Below are 24553 nucleotides of genomic sequence, written 5' to 3' on the forward strand. Positions count from 1 at the left end.
ACAGTGAAACGCCTCAGCGCCGATGATAGTGCGGATTCCCGTGTGAAAGTAGGACATTGTCAGGCTATTAATTGAATGCCCCCATCACAGCAGTGATGGGGGCATTTCTCATTGGGCAATGGATTCCTTTAATTCTGGGCTTGGTGTTCCCTGCGAGCTGCTGGGCGGCGGGAAGTCGGTGCGTCCGCTTAATCTATCTGTGTGCTTTTGAGGGATAGGAACTCGTCTTCGCAGTGAGGGTCTGCGTAACCCCAGCGCACATCGTCGGTAAGTATCCGTGCTGCAATCTGCTCGCTGACCAAGTGCCAGAAACGCTTCCGCTCTAGCTCTGATCCAGCGTGCATAGCGATGTGCGAAAGGCAAAAAGAAAACGGCGCCGTCAGGCGCCGTTTCATTGAAGCAATCGCCTCAGCGATCAGCGATTGCTTTCTTTCACGATGAACCAGTCACTGTTGACCTGCTGCCAAGTCAGCACCTTCTCGGTGTTGTCGTTGTAGTCGTCGGAGCGGTAGGTTTGCAGGAAGCGGACCTCAACGGTGTTGGGGTCGAGCGTGCGGGTTTGGATGTTTTCAGCCGTTACGCGGATTGGGCCTCGCTTGCCGACCAGGCGGCGGCGTTCGGCCTTCCACTGCTCGGTCGCGCCCTTGTCGGAACGGAAGTTCGGCGCGTAGAACGCCATGTAGCGCCGTACGTCTTTCGACTCCCATGCGGCGATCCAGTCGTTGAGGCGGCGGACCGACAAAGTCGCCGGCGTTGCGACAGTCGGCTGCGCGGCCGCGGGCAGGGGGCGAGCGGCGGGGACAGGCCGCTCGGCCATCGGCACCGATGTGGCCACGAGCGACAGGGCCGCGGCACGCGCGGCCAGGGCGGTCGTGTCGATGCTCGGCAGTTCGATCGTGGCCGCTGGGCAACGGCCCGGCCCGTCATCGGCCTGGCTCCAGCCTTCTGCCTCGCGCGGGGCTTCGGTGTCGCGGCTGAGGCCGACTTGCTGCGTGAATTGACCCAGCGCCGCCTGAGTGCGCACATACGCGACGGCCAGGTCGTATTCGGCATTGGCGTACGAGCGGCGCGCGGTGTACAGCTCATTTTCGGCGTTCAACAGGTCGAGCAGGCTGCGCTGGCCGATGTCGAACTGCTGGCGGTAGGCGTCGCGGGCCTTCTCGATGGCCAGGGTGTTGCGGTCGAGCAGCGTCAGTTGGTCGGTCAGCTTGCGGGTGTCGTTGTAGGCGATGGCCACGGTCTGGCGCACGTCGCGGCAGGCCTTGTCTCGCAGGTCGGCGGCCTGGTTGACTAAGTTGGCCTGTTGGCGGACGCGGGCGCGGTCGGCGCCGCCGTTGAAGAGGTTCCAGCTCAGCACGATTTCGGCCGAGCTGTCGCGCTTCTGGTCTTGCACGCCGTCGAAGTTCTTGCCGGCGCCCGAGCGCAGTCGAGCTTCAACGGTGGGCTGGTAAGCGCCTTCGCGGGCACTGGCCAAGGCGCGGGCCGCACGAAGGGTTTCGATGCTGGCGCTGATCGCCGCGCTGCGACGCACGGCCTCTTCGGAGGCGCTCACGGCGCTGCCGGGCACGTTGCCGAATGAAGCCGGCAGCGGCATGTCACGCGGCGGTGCTTCGCCAACGACCCGCTGATAGCGCTGCGACACGTCGTGCAGGTTCGACAGCTCGGTGTTCAGGTTGGACTCAGCCAGCGCGAGGCGCGCGCCGGCTTGTTCGAGGTCCACCCCGCGGCCGACGCCGGCGCGAAAACGCGATTGGATCTGGTTGAAAGCCGCGCGGTGCTGCACGTAGTTGTCTTCGGCCAGCGCCACCAGCCGACGAAAGCGCAGCACGTCGTAGTAGGCGCGCGCGGCTTCCAGCGCGGTCTGCTCGGTGACGTCGAGCACTTCGAAATAGCGCGCGAGGCGCTCGTGCCCCAGGCGACCCACTTCGTTGCGTGTGGCCAGGCCGTCCCACAGCAATTGCCGCAGGCTGAGTGCCACGCCGTTGCGGTTGAGCGATTGGTCTTCGGGCGAGCGCGAGGTGATGCGGTCCCGGTCGCGGCCCGCACTGGCATTCAAATCGACGCGGGGGTAGTAGCCACCCCTTGCCACGTCGATGGCGTCGGTGGATGCGCGGTAGGCGTTGTAGCGCGCCGTCACCTCGGGGTTGGACTGCACTGCCTTGTCCACCGCTGCCTTGAGCGCGTCGTTGCCTGTCGGGGTCTGTGCCCATGCGAAGGGAGCGGCCAAGAGCGCGATGGCGGCGAGCAGGGCAGGGGCTTTCAGTTGCATTGGGTGGTCGGTTGTGCTTCGTGGGGATCGGCTTGTGCGAAGCCGTTTCGCGAACTCGGGCGCAGTTTAGGGGGCCGGTCTCGCTCTCATGGCCCCTCAGGCCGGCGGGCCGCGCGTGAGTATTTCACGACCGTTTGCCGCCAATGGCATGAAGACATGGCCTGTGCGGGCTTGCACTGAGGGATTGCCCTGCCTCGGTGCGGTCATTCAGCCTCAACGCCCAATCTCTCACGCTGTGATTCGCTGGCAATGCGGGCACGCTCAAGTCCCTGCGCGGTCGGACGACAACGAGAGGTGGGTTCGCATCCCAGTGGCCGCCTTGTGCATGACGATTTTCTGATCTCAGACGTATCTCGCGGGGCCACGCTGCTGGCTTCAGCCGCGCGCTTGCTGCAGCGCATGCTGTTGAGCGTGATGTGCCTGGGCCTCTTGCTGGCGGCGGGCTCCCTGCAGGCTTGGGACGTGGACCTCATGCTGGCCTCGGCCCAGCGCATCGGCGCGCGCGCGCTGACCGGTGCCCGCGAATTGCAGCCGGTGCTTCAGCAGGCCCAGGGGGTGGACGAACCCGCGAAACTGCGCACCATCAACAGCTTCTTCAACCGCCACATCGCCTTTCGCGACGACAAGGACGTCTGGGGCCAGGTGGACTACTGGGCGAGCCCCCTGGAGAGCTTGAACCAGGGTCAGGGCGACTGCGAGGACTACGCCATCGCCAAGTACTTCAGCCTGCTCGCTGTCGGCGTGCCGGTGTCCAAGCTGCGGCTTGTGTATGTGCGTGCCCTGGTCGGCGGGCCGAGTGGCGCGGTGCAGGCCCACATGGTGCTGGCCTACTATCCGAGCCCCGAGGCCGAGCCGATGATCCTCGACAACCTGATCGGTGATGTGCGCCCGGCCTCTCGCCGCCCCGACCTGACGCCGGTCTTCAGCTTCAACGGCGAAGGCCTGTGGCAAGGGGTGGGCCTGCAAAGTGCTGGTGACCCGGTGGCTCGGCTGTCGCGTTGGCGCGAAGTCCTTGCGAAGGCCAGGGGCGAGGGGTTCAAATGACCTGCTACAAGAACGAAAAACGAGAGGATTCCGCATGTCGCTGATCCGTCAGATCTGGTTGCTGACGCTGGGCACGGTGTTGCTGGCTTTCATCGGCAGCGTGACTGTCACGGTCGAATCCGCGCGCAGCTACCTCGAAACGCAGCTTCGCCTGAAGAACGCCGACAACGCGACCTCGCTGGCGCTTGCCCTGTCGCAACAGAAGGGCGATGTCGATCTGATGGAGCTGACCATGTCGGCCCAGTTCGACACCGGCTACTACCAGCGCATTCGCCTGGTCGCCCCGGATGGCCGCGAGCGCTTCGCCCGCGAGTCTGCATCGAGCACCAGCAAGGCCCCGCGCTGGTTCATGCGGGTTGTGCCGATCGACTCCGTTCCTGGCTCGGCACAGGTCATCGACGGCTGGCGGCCCCTCGGCACCATCGAGGTCGTCAGCCATTCCTCATTCGCCTATGACGAACTCTGGCGCGGCAGCCTGCGCTCGGCGCTTGCGCTGGCCGTGGTCGGGGTGCTGGCCGGCGGCTTGGGGGCGCTGGTGGTGCGGCGCATCCGCCGGCCGCTGTCGGCCACCGTGCAGCAGGCCCAGGCCTTGGTGAACGGCGAGTTCGTCACCCTGCCCGAACCGCACGTGCCCGAACTGCGGCGGCTCACGCAGGCCATGAACGCGATGGTTGGCCGTTTGCGCGTCACCTTCCAGGCCCAGGCCGAACAGCTCGATTCGCTGCGCCGCCAGGCCAACTGCGACCGGCTCACCGGCCTGTCGAACCGCTCGCACTTTCTCGGCCAGCTCGCGGCCTCGCTGCAGCGCGAAGATGGCCCTTCGGAGGGCGGCCTGCTGCTGCTGCGCATGATCGACCTCGCCGGCGTCAACCGCAGCTACGGGCACGCCGCGACCGACCGCATGATCAGCACCGTGGCGCAGGCCCTGCGGCCCTATGCCGAGCGTGTGAAGGGCTGCTTCCTCGGCCGCCTGAACGGCTCGGACTTCGCCATGTGCCTGCCGGCCGCCGGCGTCGCGCGCGAAACCGCGCAGGCCCTGGCCGATGCGCTGCGCCTCGTGTTGCCCACGCTCGGCCCCGGGGTGTCGGTGTGCGTCAGCGCCATCGAGCTGCGCCGTGACATGTCGCTCGCGCAAGTCATGAGTTCAGCCGACGACGCTCTCGCGCGCGCCGAAAGCCGCGGCGCCTTCGCGGTCGAGCTCGCCAGCGAAGAACTGCCCAGCCCCTCGATGCAAGGCGAGGGCGCGTGGCGCCAGCGCATTCGCAGCGCGCTGGGCGAGGGCCGCGTGCACCTGGTCAGCTATCCCGTGGTCGACGCACGCGGTGGCCTGCTGCACATGGAATGCCCGCTGCGCCTGCAGCTCGAACCTGACGGCCCCTTCGAGCCCGCCGCGCGCTGGCTGCCGCTGGCCATGCGCAGCCGCTTGACGGTGGACGTGGACGAACACGCGCTGGCGCTCGCGCTGGCCGACGCAGGCGACGACGGCTTGCCGCGCTGCGTGAACCTGTCGCCCGCGTCGCTGCTCGACAGCAGCTTCGCCGCGCGCCTGCGCTCGCTGCTGTGGGACTCGCCCCGCGTGGCCAAGCTCATTTCGCTCGAAATCGCCGAGATCGCGGCGGTCGAGCACTTCGAACTCTTGCAAGAGCTGGGTCGCCAACTGCGCCCGACCGGCGTGCGCCTCGGGCTCGAACATGCCGGTGAGCGCCTGGGGCACATCCCACGCCTGTTCGAGGCCGGGCTCGACTACGTGAAGCTCGACGCGGCCATCCTTCGCGGCGTGGGCAGCGACGACAACCGCGCCACCTTCGTGCGCAGCACCGTCACGCTGCTTCACGGGCTGTCGCTCGCGGTCTACGCCGAGGGCGTCGAAGAAGAGGACGACGCCAAGCGGCTGTGGGAATGCGGCATCGATGGGGCCACGGGGCCCTGGATCAGCTCGCAAAAACGTTAGCCCCCCCAGTCGCTTCGCTCCTGTCCGTCCCCAAGGGGCTGAGCCCGGACACATTTCGTCCAGTAGACGAGATGTGCTTGGCGAAGGGCCGGGCCTCGGGCCCGGCGCGGCCTGCAAGGCCCACCCATCGGACCGGCAAAGCCGGATCCTTGGGCGTTGCTTGATGGGCGCCTCGCTTGCGCTTGCTTTGGGCGTGACCCTTGCCTCGCGTGTGCGATGCGTCGGGGCACCGCTCGGGCCTTGGATGCCCGAGCGGTTGGTCACCGGGCTCCCGATCAAGCCGTTCCGTCCACCACCAGCTTCGACTTGCTCAGCAGGTCTTGGATGATCTGCTGGTCGGTGTTCAGCGTGCCCGCGGCGCTGAGGTCCACGCCTTGCAGCGTGATCTGCTGATCGACGGCGCTGGCGCTGTAGCCGCTTGAGAAGCCGCCGGTGCTGCTGACCTGGATGACGGTGTTGCCGCCGGTCACGTCGAAGTGCAGGTAGCTCGTGAGGTTGCCGCTGCTGGCGGTGGTGCCCCATTCGCCGACCAGCATGTCGCGCAAGTCGAGCACGTCGCCGCCAGCGGCCGGTGTGGCCAGGTTGAAGTCGGTGATGACATCGGCGGCCGGCGTGCCGCTGGTGCCGCGATCAGCCAGCGACCAGCGGAACACGTCGGTGCCCGTACCGCCGGTCATCGAGTCGTTGCCGACACCGCCGACCAGCACGTCGTTGCCTGAGCCGCCGCTGAGCACGTCGTTGCCCGAACCACCGTCGAGCACGTCGTTGCCGCCGTTGCCGTTGAGCGTGTCGGTGCCGTCAAGCCCGAGCAGGTACTCGGCGCTGCCACCGCCAGTGAGCGTGTTGTTGCCCGTCGTGCCGACGAGGTTGCTGAGCCCGTCGCCCGAGAGGTTTTCGCTCTCGAACGCGGTCTGCACCATGAACTGCAACGTGCCCGAGGCGCTGGCCGCGTTGCTGTTGGCCCCTTCGGTGGCCGAGGCCGAGACGCCGATGTCCACCAGCCCGAGGTAGCTGCTGCTGAGGTTCAGCTGCGCCGAGGCGAGTTCGCTGCCCGAGATCGTCACCACGCCGCCCACTGGCGTGTAGCCACCGGGGTTGCTGGCGGTGGTGATGGTCGCGCCGCTCGGCAGGCCCGAGAAGCTCAGCGCGAGCGACTCCGAACCGTCCAGATCGACCATCGACGCGCTCACGTAGTTGGCCAGTGCCACCGAGGTCAGGCTGCCGTTGTTGCCCGCGATCACCCCTTGCATGGCCGACAGCACGATGTCGTCGATGAAGGCGCCGCGGCCGTTCGTGTCGAACTGCGTCGCGTCGGTGCGGATGGTGATCGTGTGCGAATTGCCGTCGCCCTGGAAGTTGAACTTGAGGTTCTGCCAGTCGATGTAGTTCTGCGGGCTGGTCGAGGCGTATTGGCGCAACAGCACACCATCGACGTAGACGCCGATGCGCGTGAAGTTCGTGTTGAAGCCCGGGCGGCCCGCGTAGTCGAACGACAGCTCGTAGACCATGCCCACCTGCGTCGCCACCGAGCGGGTGATGCCGATGGTCTGGAACAGGTTCGACGAGTCGTTCAGCTCCAGGAAATCGTTGCCGTTACCGGCCGAGGCGACGATGGTGTTCATGTCACCGTCCTGGCTCTGCTGTTCGTCGCCCGAGGTCCAGATTTCGAGCGAGTTGGTGCCTCCGGCCACCGACTGCGGGGCGTCCAGGCGCGTCCAGCCTTCAAGTGTGGTCGAGAGCACGCCTTCACTGGTGTTGTTGCTGTTGGGCGCGGCCTCCCAGCCGTTCGAAAACACGACCTGCGAGGTGCTGGTACGCAGCGTGAGCGAAGGCGCGTCGGCCACGGCCGCCACGCTGACGCTCACGTTGGCGGTCTCGGTCACGCCACCCGAGCTGACCGTGTAGTTGAAGCTCGCGGTGCCGCTGTAGTGCGTGGCGGGCGTGAAGACCAGTTGCCCGCCCACCAGGGCCACCGAGCCGTTCGCCACGGCCACGGCGGCACCGCCTTCGGTGATGGCCGTGCCGTTGATGGCCGTGATGGCCCGGCCGGCGTTCTCGAACGTGTCGTTGCCCAGCACGTTGATCGTCACCGCGTTGTCTTCGAGCGTGCTGGCCGCGTCGGCCACGATGTCGGCCACTGGCGTAACGTTGATCGCGAGCGAGTCGTTGTCGCTCAGCGTGCCGTCGCTCGTGACCACGCTCAGCGTGACCGCGCCGTTGTAGTCGGCCACGTTGCGGTACTGCGTGCCGTTCAGTGCGGCGTTGATGGCCGCGGCCGTGCCGCTGATCTGCACCGAGCCCGTGCCGTTGCCGGTGACCGTCACGCCCACCGTCGAGCCGAGCGTGAGGGTGCCGTTGGTGACGCTGACTGTCGTGGTCAGCGTGCCGCCGTCCACGTCGGTCACGGTGATGGCGTTGCCGTTGGCGGCCGAGAACACGCGCGGCGTGTCTTCGGCCGTGGCCTGCGCGCCCGGCACGGTGTTGACCGGCGCGTCGTTCACCGGGGTGACGGTGACGTTGACCGTGGCGGTCGCCGTGCCACCGGCGCCGTCGCTGATCGTGTAGCTGATCGTCGTGGCGCCGTTGAAGTTGGCCGCCGGCGTGAAGTTCAGCGTGCCGTTGGCATTGATGGTGACCGTGCCGTTCGGGCTGCTCGCGGCAGTGACGGTCAAGGCGTTGCCGTCCACGTCGCTGTCGTTGCCCAGCACGTTGATGTTGAGCACCGGCACGTCTTCGTTGGTGCTGGCAGCGTCGTTCAAGGCCACCGGCGCGTCGTTCACCGGGGCGACGGTGACGTTGACGGTGGCCGTCTCGGTCGTGCCGCCCGACGTCACGGTGTAGCTGAAGCTGGCCACGCCGTTGTAGTTGCTGGCCGGCGTGAAGACCAACTGGCCGGCGACGAGCGCTACCGTGCCGTTCGTCACCGCGATGGCCGGGCCGCCCGAGGTGATCGCCGTGCCGTTGACGGCGGTGATCGTGCGCCCTGCGTTCTCGAAGCTGTCGTTGCCGAGCACGTTGATCGTGATGGGCGTGTCTTCGTTGGTGGTGACGCTGTCGGCGGCGATGTCCGCCACCGGCGTGACGCTGATGGCCACCGTGTCGCTGTCGCTCAGCGTGCCATCCGTCGTGTTGACGCTCAGCGTGGCCGCGCCGTGGTAGTCGGCCGTGTTGCGGTACTGCGTGCCGTTCAGCGCCGCGTTGATCGCGCTGGCGCTGCCGGTGACCTGCACCGAGCCCGTGCCGTTGCCCGTCACGGTGACGCCGCTGGTCGAGCCCAGCGTCAGCGTGCCATTGGTGACGCTGATCGTCGTGGTGAGCGAGGCGCTGTCCACGTCGGCCACGGTGATGGCGTTGCCATTCGCGGCTGAGAACACGAGCACCGCGTCTTCGGCCACGGTCTGCGTGGTCGCGGGCACCGACTGCACCGGCGCGTCGTTCACCGGCACCACGTTGATGGTGGTGGTGGCGAGATTGCTGGTGGTGGTGCCGTCGGTCACCGTGACGGTGACCGTGCGCGGCGTGGCCGACGGGTCTTCGCTGTTGTTCGTGAACGTGATGTTGCGGATGCGCTGCGCGTAGTCGGCCAGCGAGGCCGTGCCGGTGAGCGTGAGCGTCACGGTGCCGGCGGTGTTGTTCGCGTTGACGGTGATGCCCGCCACGTCGAGCCCGAGGTTCAGCGCGTCGCCCGCCTGGCGGTTGGTGAGCGTGATGGTCGCGCCGGTGAGCGTCGTGCTGTCGGCATCGGTGATCGACAGGTCGGCGTCGGCGATCGACACACCCGCGCCCGCCGTGCCTTCGGTGAAGCTGGTGGTGTAGTTCGCGCCAGTGGCGCCGCTGGAGTTGTTGGCGTCGAGGTCGAGCACCGGCGTGGCGTCGTTGTCGACGATGGTGGCCACGCCCGTGCCGTCGGCAATGCTCGCGTTGACCGGCGACGACAGCGTGACGTTGAAGGTCTCGCTCGCCTCGGGCAGCGCGTCGTTGGCGATGGCGATGGTGATCGTCTGCGACACCACGCCCGGGTTGAAGGTCACGGGCACGGCGCTCGCCGAGGTGTAGTCGGCACCCGCCGTGGCCGTGCCGCCGCCGGTGCTGTAGTTCACCGAGACCGGCAGCGCCGAGGGCGCGTTCAGCGTGATCGTGAAGGTGGCCGTGCCGGCCGCTTCGTTGACCACCACGTCGTTGATGCTCAGCGCAGGCGGCAGGTCGTTGTCGGTGATGGTGGCGGTGCCGCTGGCCGAGGCGTTGCTCGTGGTGCCGCCGGTGACGGTGGCGGTCAGCGAGAAGGCCTCGTCGTTTTCATCGAGCGTGTCGTTGACGATGGGGGCGCGCACCAGCACGCTGGTGGCCCCGGCGGCGATGGTCGCCGTGCTGGCAGACGTCCAGGTCGTGCCGCCATCGGTCGAGACTTGCAACGCGGCCGAGTAGTCGGCACCCGCGGTGGCGGTGCCCGCGGTCGTCGCCAGCGACACGGTGGTGGCCGTGGCCGAGGGGTTGGACAGGCTGACGGTGAAGAGCGCAAAGCCGCCGTCCTCAGCCACCGTCGGGCTCGACACGCTGATCGCCGGCGTGTCGTTGTCGGTGCCGCCGGGGCCGGTGCCGTCGTCGCGGATGGTGCCGACGCCGAGCGCATCGCCCAGCGTCGCGTTCGTCGGTGCCGACAGCGTGACGTTGAAGTTCTCAACGCCTTCGAAGGTGCCGTCGTTGAGGATCGGCACCGTGATCGTCTGCGAGGTCACGCCGGCCGCGAAGTTGAGCGTGCCGTTGGTGGCCGTGTAGTCGGCTGCTGCGGTGGCGCTGCCATTGCTGGTGGCAAACGCCACCGACACCGGCAGTCCCGACGCAGCGCTCAGCGTCACCGTGAAGGTGGCCGTGCCGGCCGCCTCGTTGACCACCACGTCGTCGATGCTCAGCGACGGCGTGGCGTCGTTGTCCACGAGCGTGCCCGTGCCGACGACAGCCGCAGTGTTGGCGGGCGTGGACGCACTGAGGGTGATCGTCTCGTTGTTCTCGTCGATCAGGTCATCCACCGTGGCCTGGCGCACGATGAAGGCGGTGACGCCCGCGGGCACGCTGACCGTGGCACCAGCCACGGCAGTGAACGTGGCGCCGTTGTCGAAGCTGACCTGCAGCGCACCGGTGGTGTCGGTATCGACGGTGGCGGTGACGCCGGCACGTGCCAGCGTGACCGTGGTGGCCGTGGTCGAGGCATTGCTCAGCGTGACGTTGAAGTCGAGGTTGCCGCCTTCGGCCACGCTCGGGCTGCTGACGCTGGCCACGCGCGGCGTGTCATCATCGCTGCCGCCGGGGCCGGTGCCGTCGTCGCGGATGGTGCCCACGCCGAGCGCATCGCCCAGGGTCGCGTTCGTCGGCGACGACAGCGTGACGTTGAAGTTCTCAGCGCCTTCGAAGGTCCCGTCGTTGAGGATCGGAACCGTGATCGTCTGCGAGGTCACGCCGGCCGCGAAGTTGAGTGAACCGCTGCTGGCCGTGTAGTCGGCACCGGCCGTGGCCGTGCCGTTGCTGGTGGCGAAGTTCACCGACACGGGCAGGCCCGAGGCGGTGTTCAATGTGACGGTGAACGTGGCCGTGCCGGCGGCTTCGTTCACCACCACGTCGTTGATGCTCAGCGCAGGTGGCAGGTCGTTGTCGGTGATGGTGGCGGTGCCAACCGCCGAGGCGTTGCTCGTCGTGCCGCCGGTGACGGTGGCGGTCAGCGAGAAGGCTTCGCTGTTTTCATCGAGCGTGTCGTCGACGATGGGGGCACGCACCAGCACGCTGATCGCGCCAGCGGCAATGGTCGCCGTGCTGGCAGGCATCCAGGTCGTGCCGCCATCGGTCGAGACTTGCAACGCGGCCGAGTAGTCGGCGCCCGCCGTGGCCGTGCCGGCCGTGGTCGAAAGCGACACGGTCGTGGCCGTGGCCGAGGGGTTGGACAGGCTGACGGTGAAGAGCGCAAAGCCGCCGTCCTCAGCCACCGTCGGGCTCGACACGCTGATCGCCGGCGTGTCGTTGTCGGTGCCGCCCGGGCCGGTGCCGTCGTCGCGGATGGTGCCCACGCCGACCGCGTCGCCCAAGACCACGTTGAACGGCGCGAACAGCGTGACGTTGAAGTTCTCGGCGCCTTCGAAGGTGCCGTCGTTGAGGATGGGCACCGTGATCGTCTGCGAGGTCACGCCCGGCGCGAAGCTGAGCGCGCCGGTGGTGCCGGTGTAGTCGGCACCGGCCGTCGCGGTGGCGTCACCGGTCATGTACTGCACCTCGACGAGCTGGCCCGAGGGCGAGCTGAGCGTCACGGTGAAGGTGGCGGTGCCGGCGGCTTCGTTCACCGTCACGTCGTTGATGCTGACCGACGGCATGGCGTCGTTGTCCACGATGGTCGTGGTGACTGAGCTGGCGGTCGGGTCGATGGCGATGCCTTCGAAGCCGCCGCCCGTGATGCCGCCCAGCGTGACGATGATGGTTTCGTCTTTTTCGTCGAGGGTGTCGTCGAAGGTCGAAAGGTCGAAGCTCGTGCTGCTGGCCCCGGCCGGGATGGTGACCTGCACGACACGCGTGTAGTCGCTGCCGTCGGTTGCGGTGCCGCTGTAGCTGAGGTTGACGGTCACGGCGGTGACTGCCGGTTGCGTGAGCGACACCGTGTAGTTGGTGGCCGTGCCGCCTTCGATGACCGAGGCCGGGCCGGTCAGGCTGACCAGCACCAGGTCGGGCGTGGCGTCGTCGCTGATGGTGGCCGTGCCGGTGGCGCTGCCGTTGCTCGTGCTGTTGCCGCCCGAGGTGGCGACCAGCGTGAAGGTTTCGGGCCCCTCGGCGGTGGCGTCGTCCACGATGGGCGTGCGCACCAGCACCGAGGTCGTGCCGGGGCTCAGCGTGACGCTGCTGCCCGCTGACCAGGTGGTGCCGCCGTCGGTCGAGATTTCGAGCGCGTTCGTGTAGTCGGCCGGACGCGTGGCCGAGCCGTCGTTGAGGGTGAACGACAGCGGCGTGCCGCGCGACGAGGCGTTCGAGAGCGACACGGTGAACACCGCGTAGCCCGCGTCTTCGGCCACGCCGGGGCTGCTGACGATCAGCGCGGGGGCGCCTTCGTTGTCCACGATGGTGCCGGTGCCGGTGATGGGCGCCGTATTGGCGGCGGTCGATGCGGTGAGCGTCAGCGTCTCGGCGTCTTCGCTGACGATGTCGTCCACCGTGGCCTGGCGCACGACGAAGGCGGTGACGCCGGCCGGCACGCTGACCGTGGCACCAGCCACGGCAGTGAACGTGGCGCCGTTGTCGAAGCTGACCTGCAGCGAGCCGGTGGTGTCGGTATCGACGGTCGCCGTGACACCGGCACGTGCCAGCGTCACGGTGGTGGCCGTGGTCGAGGCATTGCTCAGCGTGACGTTGAAGTCGAGGTTGCCGCCTTCGGCCACGCTCGGGCTGCTGACGCTGGACACGCGCGGCGTGTCATCGTCGCTGCCGCCCGGGCCCGTGCCATCGTCGCGGATGGTGCCCACGCCGAGCGCGTCGCCCAGCGTCGCGTTCGTCGGCGCCGACAGCGTGACGTTGAAGTGCTCAGCGCCTTCGAAGGTGCCGTCGTTGAGGATCGGCACCGTGATCGTCTGCGAGGTCACACCGGCCGCGAAGTTCAGCGTGCCGTTGGTGGCCGTGTAGTCGGCGCCGGCGGTGGCCGAGCCGTTGCTGGTGGCGAAGTTCACCGACACGGGCAGGCCCGAGGCGGTGTTCAGCGTGACGGTGAAGGTGGCCGTGCCGGCCGCTTCGTTGACCGTCACGTCGTTGATGCTCAGCGCAGGCGGCAGGTCGTTGTCGGTGATGGTGGCGGTGCCGCTGGCCGAGGCGTTGCTGGTGGTGCCGCCGGTGACGGTGGCGGTCAGCGAGAAGGCCTCGTCGTTTTCATCGAGCGTGTCGTTGACGATGGGCGCACGCACCAGCACGCTGATCGCGCCAGCGGCAATGGTCGCCGTGCTGGCAGGCATCCAGGTCGTGCCGCCGTCGGTCGAGACTTGCAACGCGGCCGAGTAGTCGGCGCCCGCCGTGGCCGTGCCGGCCGTGGTCGAAAGCGACACGGTCGTGGCCGTGGCCGAGGGGTTGGACAGGCTGACGGTGAAGACCGCAAAGCCGCCGTCCTCAGCCACCGTCGGGCTCGACACGCTGATCGACGGCGTGTCGTTGTCGCTGCCGCCGGGGCCCGTGCCGTCGTCGCGGATGGTGCCCACGCCGAGCGCATCGCCCAGTGTCGCGTTCGTCGGCGAAGACAGCGTGACGTTGAAGTTCTCAACGCCTTCGAAGGTGCCGTCGTTGAGGATCGGCACCGTGATCGTCTGCGAGGTCACGCCGGCCGCGAAGTTGAGCGTGCCGTTGGTGGCCGTGTAGTCGGCGCCAGACGTGGCCGAGCCGTTGCTGGTGGCAAACGCCACCGACACCGGCAGTCCCGACGCAGCGCTCAGCGTGACCGTGAAGGTGGCCGTGCCGGCTGCTTCGTTGACCACCACGTCGTTGATGCTCAGCGACGGCGTGGCGTCGTTGTCCACGAGCGTGCCCGTGCCGACGACAGCCGCAGTGTTGGCGGGCGTGGACGCACTGAGGGTGATCGTCTCGTTGTTCTCGTCGATCAGGTCGTCCACCGTGGCCTGGCGCACGATGAAGGCGGTGACGCCCGCGGGCACGCTGACCGTGGCACCGGCCACGGCAGTGAACGTGGCGCCGTTGTCGAAGCTGACCTGCAGCGGGCCGGTGGTGTCGGTATCGACGGTGGCCGTGACACCGGCACGTGCCAGCGTGACCGTGGTGGCGGTGGTCGAGGCATTGCTCAGCGTGACGTTGAAGTCGAGGTTGCCGCCTTCGGCCACGCTCGGGCTGCTGACGCTGGCCACGCGCGGCGTGTCGTCGTCGCTGCCGCCCGGGCCCGTGCCGTCGTCACGGATGGTGCCGAGGCCCGACCCATCGGCGATGACGCCGTTGGCCGCGCCGCTCAGGTTGACGGTGAAGGTCTCGGGGCCTTCGAACACCGCGTCGTTCGTGATGGGCACGGTGACGGTGAGCTGCGTTTGCCCCGGCGCGAAGGTGAGGGTGCCGTTGACGCTGCCGTAGTCGCTGCCGGCCGTGGCGCTGCCGTTCGCCGACGCGAAGTTGACCGACACCGCAGCCGTTGTCGCCTGGCTGAGCGTGACGGTGAAGGTGGCCGTGCCCGCGCCTTCGTTGACGCTCACGTCGCCGATGCTGATGTCCGGGTCGACCACCGGGTTGACCTGCACATTGACGGTGGCGGTGCTGGTGCCGCCCTGGCCGTCGCTGATCGTGTAGCTGATGGTCGCCGGGCCGTTGAAGTCGGCGGCCGGGGTGAAGTTGATCGTGCCGTCGGCGTTGATCGTCACCGTGCCGTTCGGGCTGCTCGCGGCGGTGACGGTGAGCGGATCGCCGTCCACGTCGCTGTCGTTGCCCAGCACGTTGATGTTGAGCAGCGGCGTGTCTTCGTCGGTCACGGCGCTGTCGTTCGCCGCCACCGGCGGGTCGTTGGCCGGCGTCACGTCGAGCGTGAGGGTGGACGTGGTGCTGCCGTTGGCGGCGCCGCTGCCATCGCTCACCGTGTAGGTGGCCACCGGCGCCGCGCCGTTGAAGTGGGCGGCAGGCGTGAAGGTGTAGCTGCCGTCGCCCGCGATGCTGAGCGAGCCGATGCCGGGCTCGACGGCGGTGACGCCTGCGGTGTAGGTGTTGCCATTCCAGACGAACTGGGTCACGGCCAGGGTGTCGCCGTCCACGTCGCTGTCGTTGCCGAGCACGTTGCCGCTGGCGACGTTGTCTTCGGCGATGGTCTGGGCGTCGGCCTGTGCCACGGGCGCGTCATTGACGGCGGTGATGCCGATGGTGAGCGTGGCCGTGCTGCTGGCGGTGCCGTCGCTCAGCGTGTAGGTCGCCACCGGCACGGTGCCGGTGTAGTTGGCGGCCGGGGTGAAGGTGTAGGCGCCGGTGGCACCCAGCGTGAGGGTGCCCACGCCGGCCAGCGTGGCCGTCTGGCCGGCCGTGTAGGTGTTGCCGCCCACCGAGAACTGCGTGACGGTGAGCGTGCTGCCCGCGTCCACGTCGCTGTCGTTGCCAAGCACGTTGCCCGAGAGCGGCATGTCTTCGGTGGCCGTGGCCATGTCGTTGACCGCGACCGGCACGTCGTTCGTGCCGTTGACGGTGACGATCACGCTGCGGGTCGTGCCGTCGGCCGTGACGACGGTGAAGCTTTCGGTGAGGCTCGCGCCGCCGGCCAACGCCTGCACATTGGCTGCGGCGTTGTTGAGCGTGTAGACCCAGGTGCCGGTGGCGCCGATGGTGAAGCTGCCGTAAGTACCGGCCGTGCCGGTTTGCGCCACGAAGCTCGACTGGCCGGCGTCGGGGTCGCTGATGTTCAACGAGCCGCCGGTCGTCAGCGTGGCGTCTTCGGTCACGCTGCCGGTGAGCGGGCCGGTGATGGTGGGCGCATCGGGCGTGGGGCTGACGGTGATCGCCACGGTGGACGAGGCCGAGGCCGTGCCGTCGCTGACCGTGTAGCCGAAGTTCACCGGGCCGTTGAAGTCGGCGGCCGGTGTGAAGGTGAGGGTGCCGTCGGCATTGAGCGCGACCGTGCCTTGCGGCAGCGCGACCGGGCTGCCCACCCCGATGGGCAGGCCCGCCACGTGGGTGACGGCCAGCGCGGGGCCGTCGATGTCGGTGTCGTTGCTGCGCGGGTCGAAGGTGATGGGCGTGTCTTCGGGCGTGCCCAGGGCGTCGGGGTTGGCCACCGGGCCGTCGTTCACCGGCGTCACGTGGAAGGTGACGGTGTTCGGGCTCGCGTCGAAGGCGCCCGCGTTGTCCTGCACGCTGAACGTGAAGTTGGCGTAGGGCATGCCGTTGGCGTTGGCCGCCGGCGTGAAGACGAGTTCGCCCGCGGCGAGCTGGGCTGGGCTGACCACCGCACCGGCCGCGAGCGCCACGCCATTGAGTGTGAGCAGGCCGCTGGCGGGCAGGGTGTCGATGCGAACACCGGCGAGGCTCTGGCCGGCGTCGCTGTCGGCGAAACCGAAGTCTGCTGCGGCCAGCGTGTAGCTCGTGTCCTCGGACAGCGTGCGCGTGGCGTCTGTCCCCGTGGGCGGCGTGTTCGCCCCGACGTTGACGGTGACCGTGGCCGTGTCCGACAGGCCCGACGGGTCGGTCAGCGTGTAGGTGATCGTGGCCGTGCCGCTGAAGTTGTTGGCCGGGGTGAAGACCAGGCGGCCCGAGGCATCGACCGACACCGTGCCCTGCGCCGGGTTGACCGTGGGGCTGCCGACGGTCAACTGCGCGTTGGTGTTGTCGGGGTCGCTGTCATTCGCCTTGACGTCGATGGTCACCGGCGTGTTGATGGCGGTGGTGGCCAAGTCGTCGGCCGCCACGGGGGCGTCGTTCACCGACGCGACATTGATCGTGACAGTGGCCGTCGAGGTGCTGCCGTCCGCATCGGTCAGCGAGTAGCTGAAGCTGTCCGGGCCGTTGAAGTTGGCATTCGGCGTGAAGGTGAAGGTGCCGTCGGTATTGAAGACGATGGAACCGTTGGCCGGACCGGAGCCGGCGACCAGGGCGAAGACGTTGCCACCGTCGCCCGAGAGGGAGTCGTTCGTGGCGACGGTGCCGACGAAGGGTGTGTCTTCCGTGGCATTGACCGTGTCGGCCACAGCAGCCGGCACGTCGTTCACGGAAGCGACGTTGATCGCAACGGTGGCCGTGGAGGTGCTGCCGTCCGCATCGGTCAGCGAGTACTGGAAGCTGTCAGCGCCGTTGAAGTTCGCGTTCGGGGTGAAGGTGAAGGTGCCGTCGGCGTTGAACACCAGCGAACCGTTGGCCGGGCCGGAGCCGGCGACCAGCGAGAAGACGTTGCCGCCGTCGCCCGAGAGGGTGTCGTTGGTGGTGACCGTGCCGACGAAGGGCGTGTCTTCCGTGGCATTGACCGTGTCGGCCACAGCGGCTGGCACGTCGTTCACGGAAGCGACGTTGATGCTGACCGTTGCGGTGGAGGTGCTGCCGTCCGCATCGGTCAGCGAGTAGCTGAAGCTGTCCGCGCCATTGAAGTTGGCATTCGGCGTGAAGGTGAACGTGCCGTCGGCATTGAACACCAGCGAGCCATGGGCCGGGCCGGAGCCCGTGACCAGGGCGAAGACGTTGCCACCGTCGCCCGAGAGGGTGTCGTTGGTGGCGACGGTGCCAACGAAGGGTGTGTCTTCCGTGGCATTGACCGTGTCGGTCACAGCGGCTGGCACGTCGTTCATGGAAGCGACGTTGATGCTGACCGTTGCGGTGGAGGTGCTGCCGTCCGCGTCGGTCAGCGAGTAGCTGAAGCTGTCCGCGCCGTTGAAGTTGGCATTCGGCGTGAAGGTGAAGGTGCCGTCGGCATTGAAAACCAGCGAGCCATGGGCCGGACCCGAGCCAGCGACCAACGCGAAGACGTTGCCACCGTCGCCCGAGAGGGTGTCGTTGGTGGCGACGGTGCCGACGAAGGGCGTGTCTTCCGTGGCATTGACCGTGTCGGCCACAGCAGCCGGCACGTCGTTCACGGAAGCGACGTTGATGCTGACCGTGGCGGTCGAGGTGCTGCCGTCGGCATCGGTCAGCGAGTACTGGAAGCTGTCTGTCCCATTGAAATTGGCGTTCGAGGTGAAGGTGAAGGTGCCGTCGGCGTTGAACACCAACGAGCCGTTGGCCGGGCCGGAGCCGGCGACCAAGGAGAAGACGTTGCCACCGTCACCCGAGAGGGTGTCGTTGCCAGCGACGGTGCCGACGAAGGGCGTGTCTTCCACCGCAGCGATGGTGTCGGCCACAGCGGTCGGCACGTCGTTCACGGACGCGACGTTGATCGAGACGGTGGCGGTCGAGGTGCTGCCGTCGGCATCGGTCAGTGAGTACTGGAAGCTGTCCGCGCCATGGAAGTTGGCATTCGGCGTGAAGGTGAAGGTGCCGTCGCCATTGAAGACGATGGAGCCGTTGGCCGGACCGGAGCCGGCGACCAAGGAGAAGACGTTGCCACCGTCACCCGAGAAGGTGTCGTTGCCAGCGACGGTGCCGACGAAGGGTGTGTCTTCCGTGGCATTGACCGTGTCGGCCACGGCGGCCGGCACGTCGTTCACGGAAGCGACGTTGATGCTGACCGTGGCGGTCGAGGTGCTGCCGTCCGCGTCGGTCAGCGAATAGCTGAAGCTGTCCGCGCCATTGAAGTTGGCGTTCGGTGTGAAGGTGAAGGTGCCATCGGAATTGAAGACGATGGAGCCGTTGGCCGGACCGGAGCCGGCGACCAGGGAGAAGACGTTGCCACCGTCGCCGGACAGGGCGTCGTTGGTGGCAACGGTGCCGACGAAGGGTGTGTCCTCGGTCGCATTGACGGTGTCGGCCACAGCGGCAGGCGCGTCGTTCACCGACGCCACGTTGATCGTGACGGTGGCGGTCGAGGTGCTGCCGTCGGCGTCGGTCAGCGAGTAGCTGAAGCTGTCGGCGCCGTTGAAGTTGGCGTTCGGCGTGAAGGTGAAGGTGCCGTCGGTATTGAAGACGATGGAACCGTTGGCCGGACCGGAGCCGGCGACCAGGGAGAAGACGTTGCCACCGTCACCCGAGAGGGTGTCGTTGGTGGCGACGGTGCCAACGAAGGGTGTGTCCTCGGTCGCATTGACGGTGTCGGCCACGGCGGCCGGCACGTCGTTCACCGACGCCACGTTGATCGTGACGGTGGCGGTCGAAGTGCTGCCGTCGGCGTCGGTCAGCGAATAGCTGAAGCTGTCCGGGCCATTGAAGTTGGCATTCGGCGTGAAGGTGAAGGTGCCATCGGCATTGAAGACGAGGGAGCCGTTGGCCGGGCCAGAGCCGGCGACCAGGGAGAAGACGTTGCTGCCGTCACCCGAGAGGGTGTCGTTGGTGGCGACCGTGCCGACGAAGGGTGTGTCCTCGGTCGCATTGACGGTGTCGGCCACAGCGGCCGGCACGTCGTTCACCGAAGCCACATTGATCGCAACGGTGGCTGTCGAGGTGCTGCCGTCGGCGTCGGTCAGCGAGTAGCTGAAGCTGTCGGCGCCGTTGAAGTTGGCGTTCGGCGTGAAGGTGAAGGTGCCATCGGCGTTGAAGACGATGGAGCCGTTGGCCGGACCGGAACCTGCAACCAAGGTGAAGACGTTGCCGCCGTCACCCGAGAGGGCGTCGTTGGTGGCGACCGTGCCGACGAAGGGCGTGTCCTCGGTCGCATTGACGGTGTCGGCCACAGCGGCCGGCACGTCGTTCACCGAAGCCACGTTGATCGCAACGGTGGTTGTCGAGGTGCTGCCGTCGGCGTCGGTCAGCGAGTACTGGAAGCTGTCTGCCCCATTGAAATTAGCGTTGGGCGTGAAGGTGAACGTGCCATCGGCATTGAACACCAGCGAGCCGTTGGCCGGGCCGGAGCCCGTGACCAGTGAGAAGACGTTGCCACCGTCACCCGAGAGGGTGTCGTTGGTGGCGACGGTGCCGACGAAGGGCGTGTCTTCCGTGGCATTGACCGTGTCGGCCACAGCAGCCGGCACGTCGTTCACGGAAGCGACGTTGATGCTGACCGTTGCGGTGGAGGTGCTGCCGTCCGCGTCGGTCAGCGAGTAGCTGAAGCTGTCCGCGCCGTTGAAATTGGCGTTCGGTGTGAAGGTGAAGGTGCCATCGGCGTTGAACACGAGCGAGCCATTGGCCGGGCCGGAGCCCGTGACCAACGCAAAGACATTGCCGCCGTCTCCCGACAAGGTGTCGTTGGTGGCGACGGTGCCGATGAAGGGGGTGTCTTCAACGGCGGAAACCGCATCGGCCACGGCTGTGGGAACGTTGTTGACAGATGCGACGTTGATCGAAACCGCGGCAGTGGACACATCACCATTGGCATCGGTCACCGAGTAGCTGAAGCTGTCCGCGCCGTTGAAGTTGGCATTCGGCGTGAAGGTAAAGGTGCCATCGGCATTGAACACCAGCGAGCCGTTGGCTGGGCCAGAGCCGGCGACCAAGGCGAAGACGTTGCCGCCGTCGCCCGAGAGGGTGTCGTTGGTGGCGACGGTGCCGACGAACGGCATGTCTTCCGTCGCGTTGACCGTGTCGGCCACGGCGGCCGGCACGTCATTCACAGATGCGACGTTGATCGAGACGGTGGCGGTCGAAGTGCTGCCGTCGACGTCGGTCAGCGAGTAGCTGAAGCTGTCGGCGCCGTTGAAGTTGGCGTTCGGTGTGAAGGCGAAGGTGCCATCGGCATTGAAGACGAGGGAGCCGTTGGCCGGACCGGAGCCGGCGACCAGGGCGAAGACGTTGCCACCGTCGCCCGAGAGAGAGTCGTTCGTGGCGACGGTGCCGACGAAGGGCGTGTCTTCCGTTGCGTTGACCGTGTCGGCCACAGCGGCCGGGACGTCGTTCACCGAAGCCACGTTGATCGCAACGGTGGCCGTCGAGGTGCTGCCGTCCGCGTCGGTCAGCGAATAGCTGAAGCTGTCGGCGCCGTTGAAGTTGGCGTTCGGCGTGAAGGTGAAGGTGCCGTCGGTATTGAAGACGATGGAACCGTTGGCCGGACCGGAGCCGGCGACCAGGGAGAAGACGTTGCTGCCGTCACCCGAGAGGGTGTCGTTGGTGGCGACGGTGCCGACAAAGGGCGTGTCTTCCGTCGCGTTGACCGTGTCGGCCACGGCGGCCGGCACGTCGTTCACCGAAGCCACGTTGATGCTGACCGTGGCTGTCGAGGTGCTGCCGTCCGCGTCGGTCAGCGAATAGCTGAAGCTGTCCGCGCCGTTGAAGTTTGCATTCGGCGTGAAGGTGAACGTGCCGTCGGCATTGAACACCAGCGAGCCATGGGCCGGACCCGAGCCAACGACCAACGCGAAGACGTTGCCACCGTCGCCCGAGAGGGTGTCGTTGGTGGCGACGGTGCCAACGAAGGGTGTGTCTTCCGTGGCATTGACGGTGTCGGCCACAGCAGCCGGCACGTCGTTCACGGAAGCGACGTTGATGCTGACCGTTGCGGTCGAGGTGCTGCCGTCAGCGTCGGTCAGCGAGTACTGGAAGCTGTCGGCGCCGTTGAAGTTGGCATTCGGTGTGAAGGTGAAAGTGCCATCGGCGTTGAACACCAGCGAGCCGTTGGTCGGGCCGGAGCCAGCGACCAGCGAGAAGACGTTGCCGCCGTCACCTGAGAGGGTGTCGTTGCCAGCGACGGTGCCGACGAAGGGTGTGTCCTCGGTTGCATTGACCGTGTCGGCCACAGCAGCCGGCACGTCGTTCACGGACGCGACGTTGATGCTGACCGTGGCGGTCGAGGTGCTGCCGTCGGCATCGGTCAGCGAGTACTGGAAGCTGTCTGCCCCATTGAAATTGGCATTGGGCGTGAAGGTGAAAGTGCCATCGGCGTTGAAGACGATGGATCCGTTGGCCGGGCCGGAGCCGGCGACCAGCGAGAAGACGTTGCCGCCGTCGCCCGAGAGGGTGTCGTTGCCAGCGACGGTGCCGACGAAGGGCGTGTCTTCCGTGGCATTGACGGTGTCGGCCACGGCAGCCGGCACGTCGTTCACAGAAGCCACGTTGATCGCAACGGTGGCCGTCGAGGTGCTGCCGTCGGCATCGGTCAGCGAGTACTGGAAGCTGTCTGCCCCATTGAAATTGGCGTTCGGGGTGAAGGTGAAGGTGCCGTCGGCGTTGAACACCAACGAGCCGTTGGCGGGGCCGGAGCCGGCGACCAAGGAGAAGACGTTGCCACCGTCACCCGAGAGGGTGTCGTTGCCAGCGACGGTGCCGACGAAGGGTGTGTCTTCCACCGCAGCGATGGTGTCGGCCACAGCGGTCGGCACGTCGTTGACTGAAGCGACGTTGATGCTGACCGTGGCAGTCGAGGTGCTGCCGTCCGCATCGGTCAGCGAGTAGCTGAAGCTGTCCGCGCCGTTGAAGTTGGCATTCGGCGTGAAGGTGAACGTGCCGTCGGCATTGAACACCAGCGAGCCATGGGCCGGACCCGAGCCAGCGACCAACGCGAAGACGTTGCCGCCATCACCCGACAGCGAATCGTTCGCCGCCACGGTGCCGACGAAGGGGGTGTCTTCGACGGCGTTGACGGTGTCGGCCACGGCGGCGGGCACGTCGTTGACGGCGGCCACGTGGAGGGTCAGGCGGTTGGGCGCGAGGTCGAAGGCGCCGGCGCTGTCTTGCACGCTGAACGTGAAGTTGGCGTAGGGCGCGCCGTTGCCGTTGATGGCAGGCACGAACACCAGCGAGCCGCTGGCGATGTCTGCGGCGCTGACCACCTGGCCGGCGGCCACGGGCGTCCCGTTGAGCAGCAGGCTGCCGGCAGCGGGCAGGCTGTCGATGCGCACGGCCTGCAGGGTCTGGCCGGCGTCGCTGTCATTGAAGCCGAGGTCGGCGGTGGTGACGGTGTAGCTGCCGTCTTCGAGCAGCGTGCGCGTGGTGTCGGCCCCGGTGGGCGGCACGTTGGGCTGCACGTTGACGGTGACGGTCGCGGTGTCGCTCGCGCCGCTCGGGTCGGTGACGGTGTAGGTGATGCTCACCGGGCCCGAGACGCCAGGGGTCGGCGTGAAGACGAGTTGGCCGCCCGGGGTGAGGCTCACGCTGCCCTGGCTGGGGTCGGCCAGCGTGGGGCTGCTGACGGTGAGGGTGTCGCCATCGGCGTCGCGGTCGTTGGCGCGCACGTCGAGGGTGACGGGCGTGTTGAAGGGCGTCGAGGCCACGTCGTCGCCGGCCACGGGGGCGTCGTTCACCGGGGTGACGGTGATGTCGAGCGGCGCGGTGCGCGAGGCGGTGCCGTCGGTAACGGTGTAGGTGGCGGTCGGCACGGGGCCGTTGAAGTTCGGCGCGGGCGTGAAGGTGTAGCTGCCATCGCCGCGGATCACGAGCGTGCCCACGCCGGGCACGGTGGCGGTGGCGCCGGGCGCGAAGCTGCCGGGCACGCCGGCGACGGTGAACTGGCTGACCGTGAGCACGGTGCCGGCATCGATGTCGCTGTCGTTGGCGAGCACGTTGCCGCTGGCCACGCCGTCCTCGGCAACGGTTGCGGTGTCGGCCACCGCCACGGGGGCGTCGTTGACCGGCAGCACGGTGACGGGCAGCGTGACGGGCGTGGACACCGCGCCTTCGTTGTCGGTCACGGTGAAGGTGATGGCCGTGTTGCCGTTGAAGTTGGGCGCGGGCACGAAGACGAGGCTGGCAGCGTCGCTCGGGCTCAGCGGCGTGCCGGCGGTCACCGGCGTGCTGCCGTCGGCAAGGTAAAGCGTGCCGTTCGAGGGCAGGGTGGTCACGGTGACGCTGGTGACGGTGCCGTCCACGTCGGTGCCTTGCAGGCGCACGGGCAGGGGGGTGTCTTCGTCGCCGCGGATGACGACGTGGCTGCCCACGGGCAGGTCGTTCACCGGGGTGATCGACACGGCCACCGAGCCGGGCGTCGAATTGCCGCCCCGGTCGTCGGTGACGACGAAGCCGATGCTCGTGTTGCCGACAAAGTCGGCCGGCGGCTGAAAGCGCAGGTCTGCGGCTTGCGCGGGTGTCAGCGCCTGGCCGACGACGACTGGCGTGGTGCCATCCGCCAGAAAGAGCTGGCCGCCCGGGGGCAGCGACGTGACGGTGACGCTGACGACACGGCCGTCGGGGTCGTTGCCGGCCAGCGAGATGGGCAGGGCCGTGTCTTCGGGGCCGAAGATGCTGCCGGGCGTGGCCGTGGGCAGGTCGTTCGGGGTGCGCTGCAGCTCGGGCGCGCGGGTGTCAGTTTCTTGCGAGCGCTGGGCGCCTGCCGTGTTGTCGGTCGAAAGGCCGGCCGGCGACACCGCCTCGGCGATGCGGCCCACGCGCAGCCCGGGGGTGAGGCCACCGCCGTCACCGGCGGCCAGGCCGGCGGCTGGCGCGACGTCGGGGGTGGGGCGGTCCAACTCGGCGATCACCCGGTCCACCTCGGCGGCGGCGGGGGCCTGGGCGACGCGGGTTTCGCCTTGCGGCTCGGTGGTCAGCTGAACGATGCCGTCCTGCGTCGTCAGGATGACGTCGCCCTTCTGCACGAAGTCACCGATCTTCAGCGGGCGTTGCTGACCGCTTGCGGTGCGCAGCATCGCCGATCCCCAGAGGCCTGTAACAGTCCCGGCGATGGTTTGAACGATGGTGGGCATGGAAAAACCTCGCTGTAACGGCTGCGCAGATGCGGGCGAGCATACCGGAGGGGTGCCCTCCTAAGGCGCCGAGAAGCGGGCAAAACCGTGATCAGATTCACCGCTTTTGCCAGGGAAAACGCCGATAAGGCGGTGGTCGGAAGCTGAGGCCTGGTTCTG

4 protein-coding genes are annotated in these 24553 nt (G+C 67.7%); 2 read left to right on the plus strand and 2 right to left on the minus strand.

All coding sequences use genetic code 11. The features are described from left to right. Positions 1–415 precede the first annotated feature (415 nt). Positions 416–2269: a TolC family outer membrane protein gene (locus AC1KAT_RS12990; protein ID WP_480326566.1), complete on the minus strand. Its 1854-nt coding sequence runs from the start codon at positions 2267–2269 to the stop codon at positions 416–418. Positions 2270–2590: 321 nt separating this feature from the next. Between AC1KAT_RS12990 and AC1KAT_RS12995 the strand changes: the two genes are divergently transcribed. Both AC1KAT_RS12995 and AC1KAT_RS13000 read left to right on the plus strand, forming a co-directional pair. Continuing rightward, complete coding sequence (locus AC1KAT_RS12995) at positions 2591–3313, plus strand: transglutaminase-like cysteine peptidase (RefSeq protein WP_480326568.1); 723 nt, start codon at positions 2591–2593, stop codon at positions 3311–3313. Positions 3314–3347: 34 nt separating this feature from the next. Continuing rightward, complete coding sequence (locus AC1KAT_RS13000; protein WP_480326570.1) at positions 3348–5264, plus strand: EAL domain-containing protein; 1917 nt, start codon at positions 3348–3350, stop codon at positions 5262–5264. 275 nt (positions 5265–5539) lie between these two features. Here the strand turns inward: AC1KAT_RS13000 and AC1KAT_RS13005 are convergent, their stop codons facing one another. Further along, positions 5540–24337 (minus strand): tandem-95 repeat protein, encoded by an 18798-nt coding sequence (locus tag AC1KAT_RS13005; protein WP_480326572.1) that lies wholly within the window; start codon positions 24335–24337, stop codon positions 5540–5542. Positions 24338–24553: the final 216 nt, after the last annotated feature.

It is taken from the genome of Piscinibacter sp. PDB5-1 (assembly GCF_056676035.1).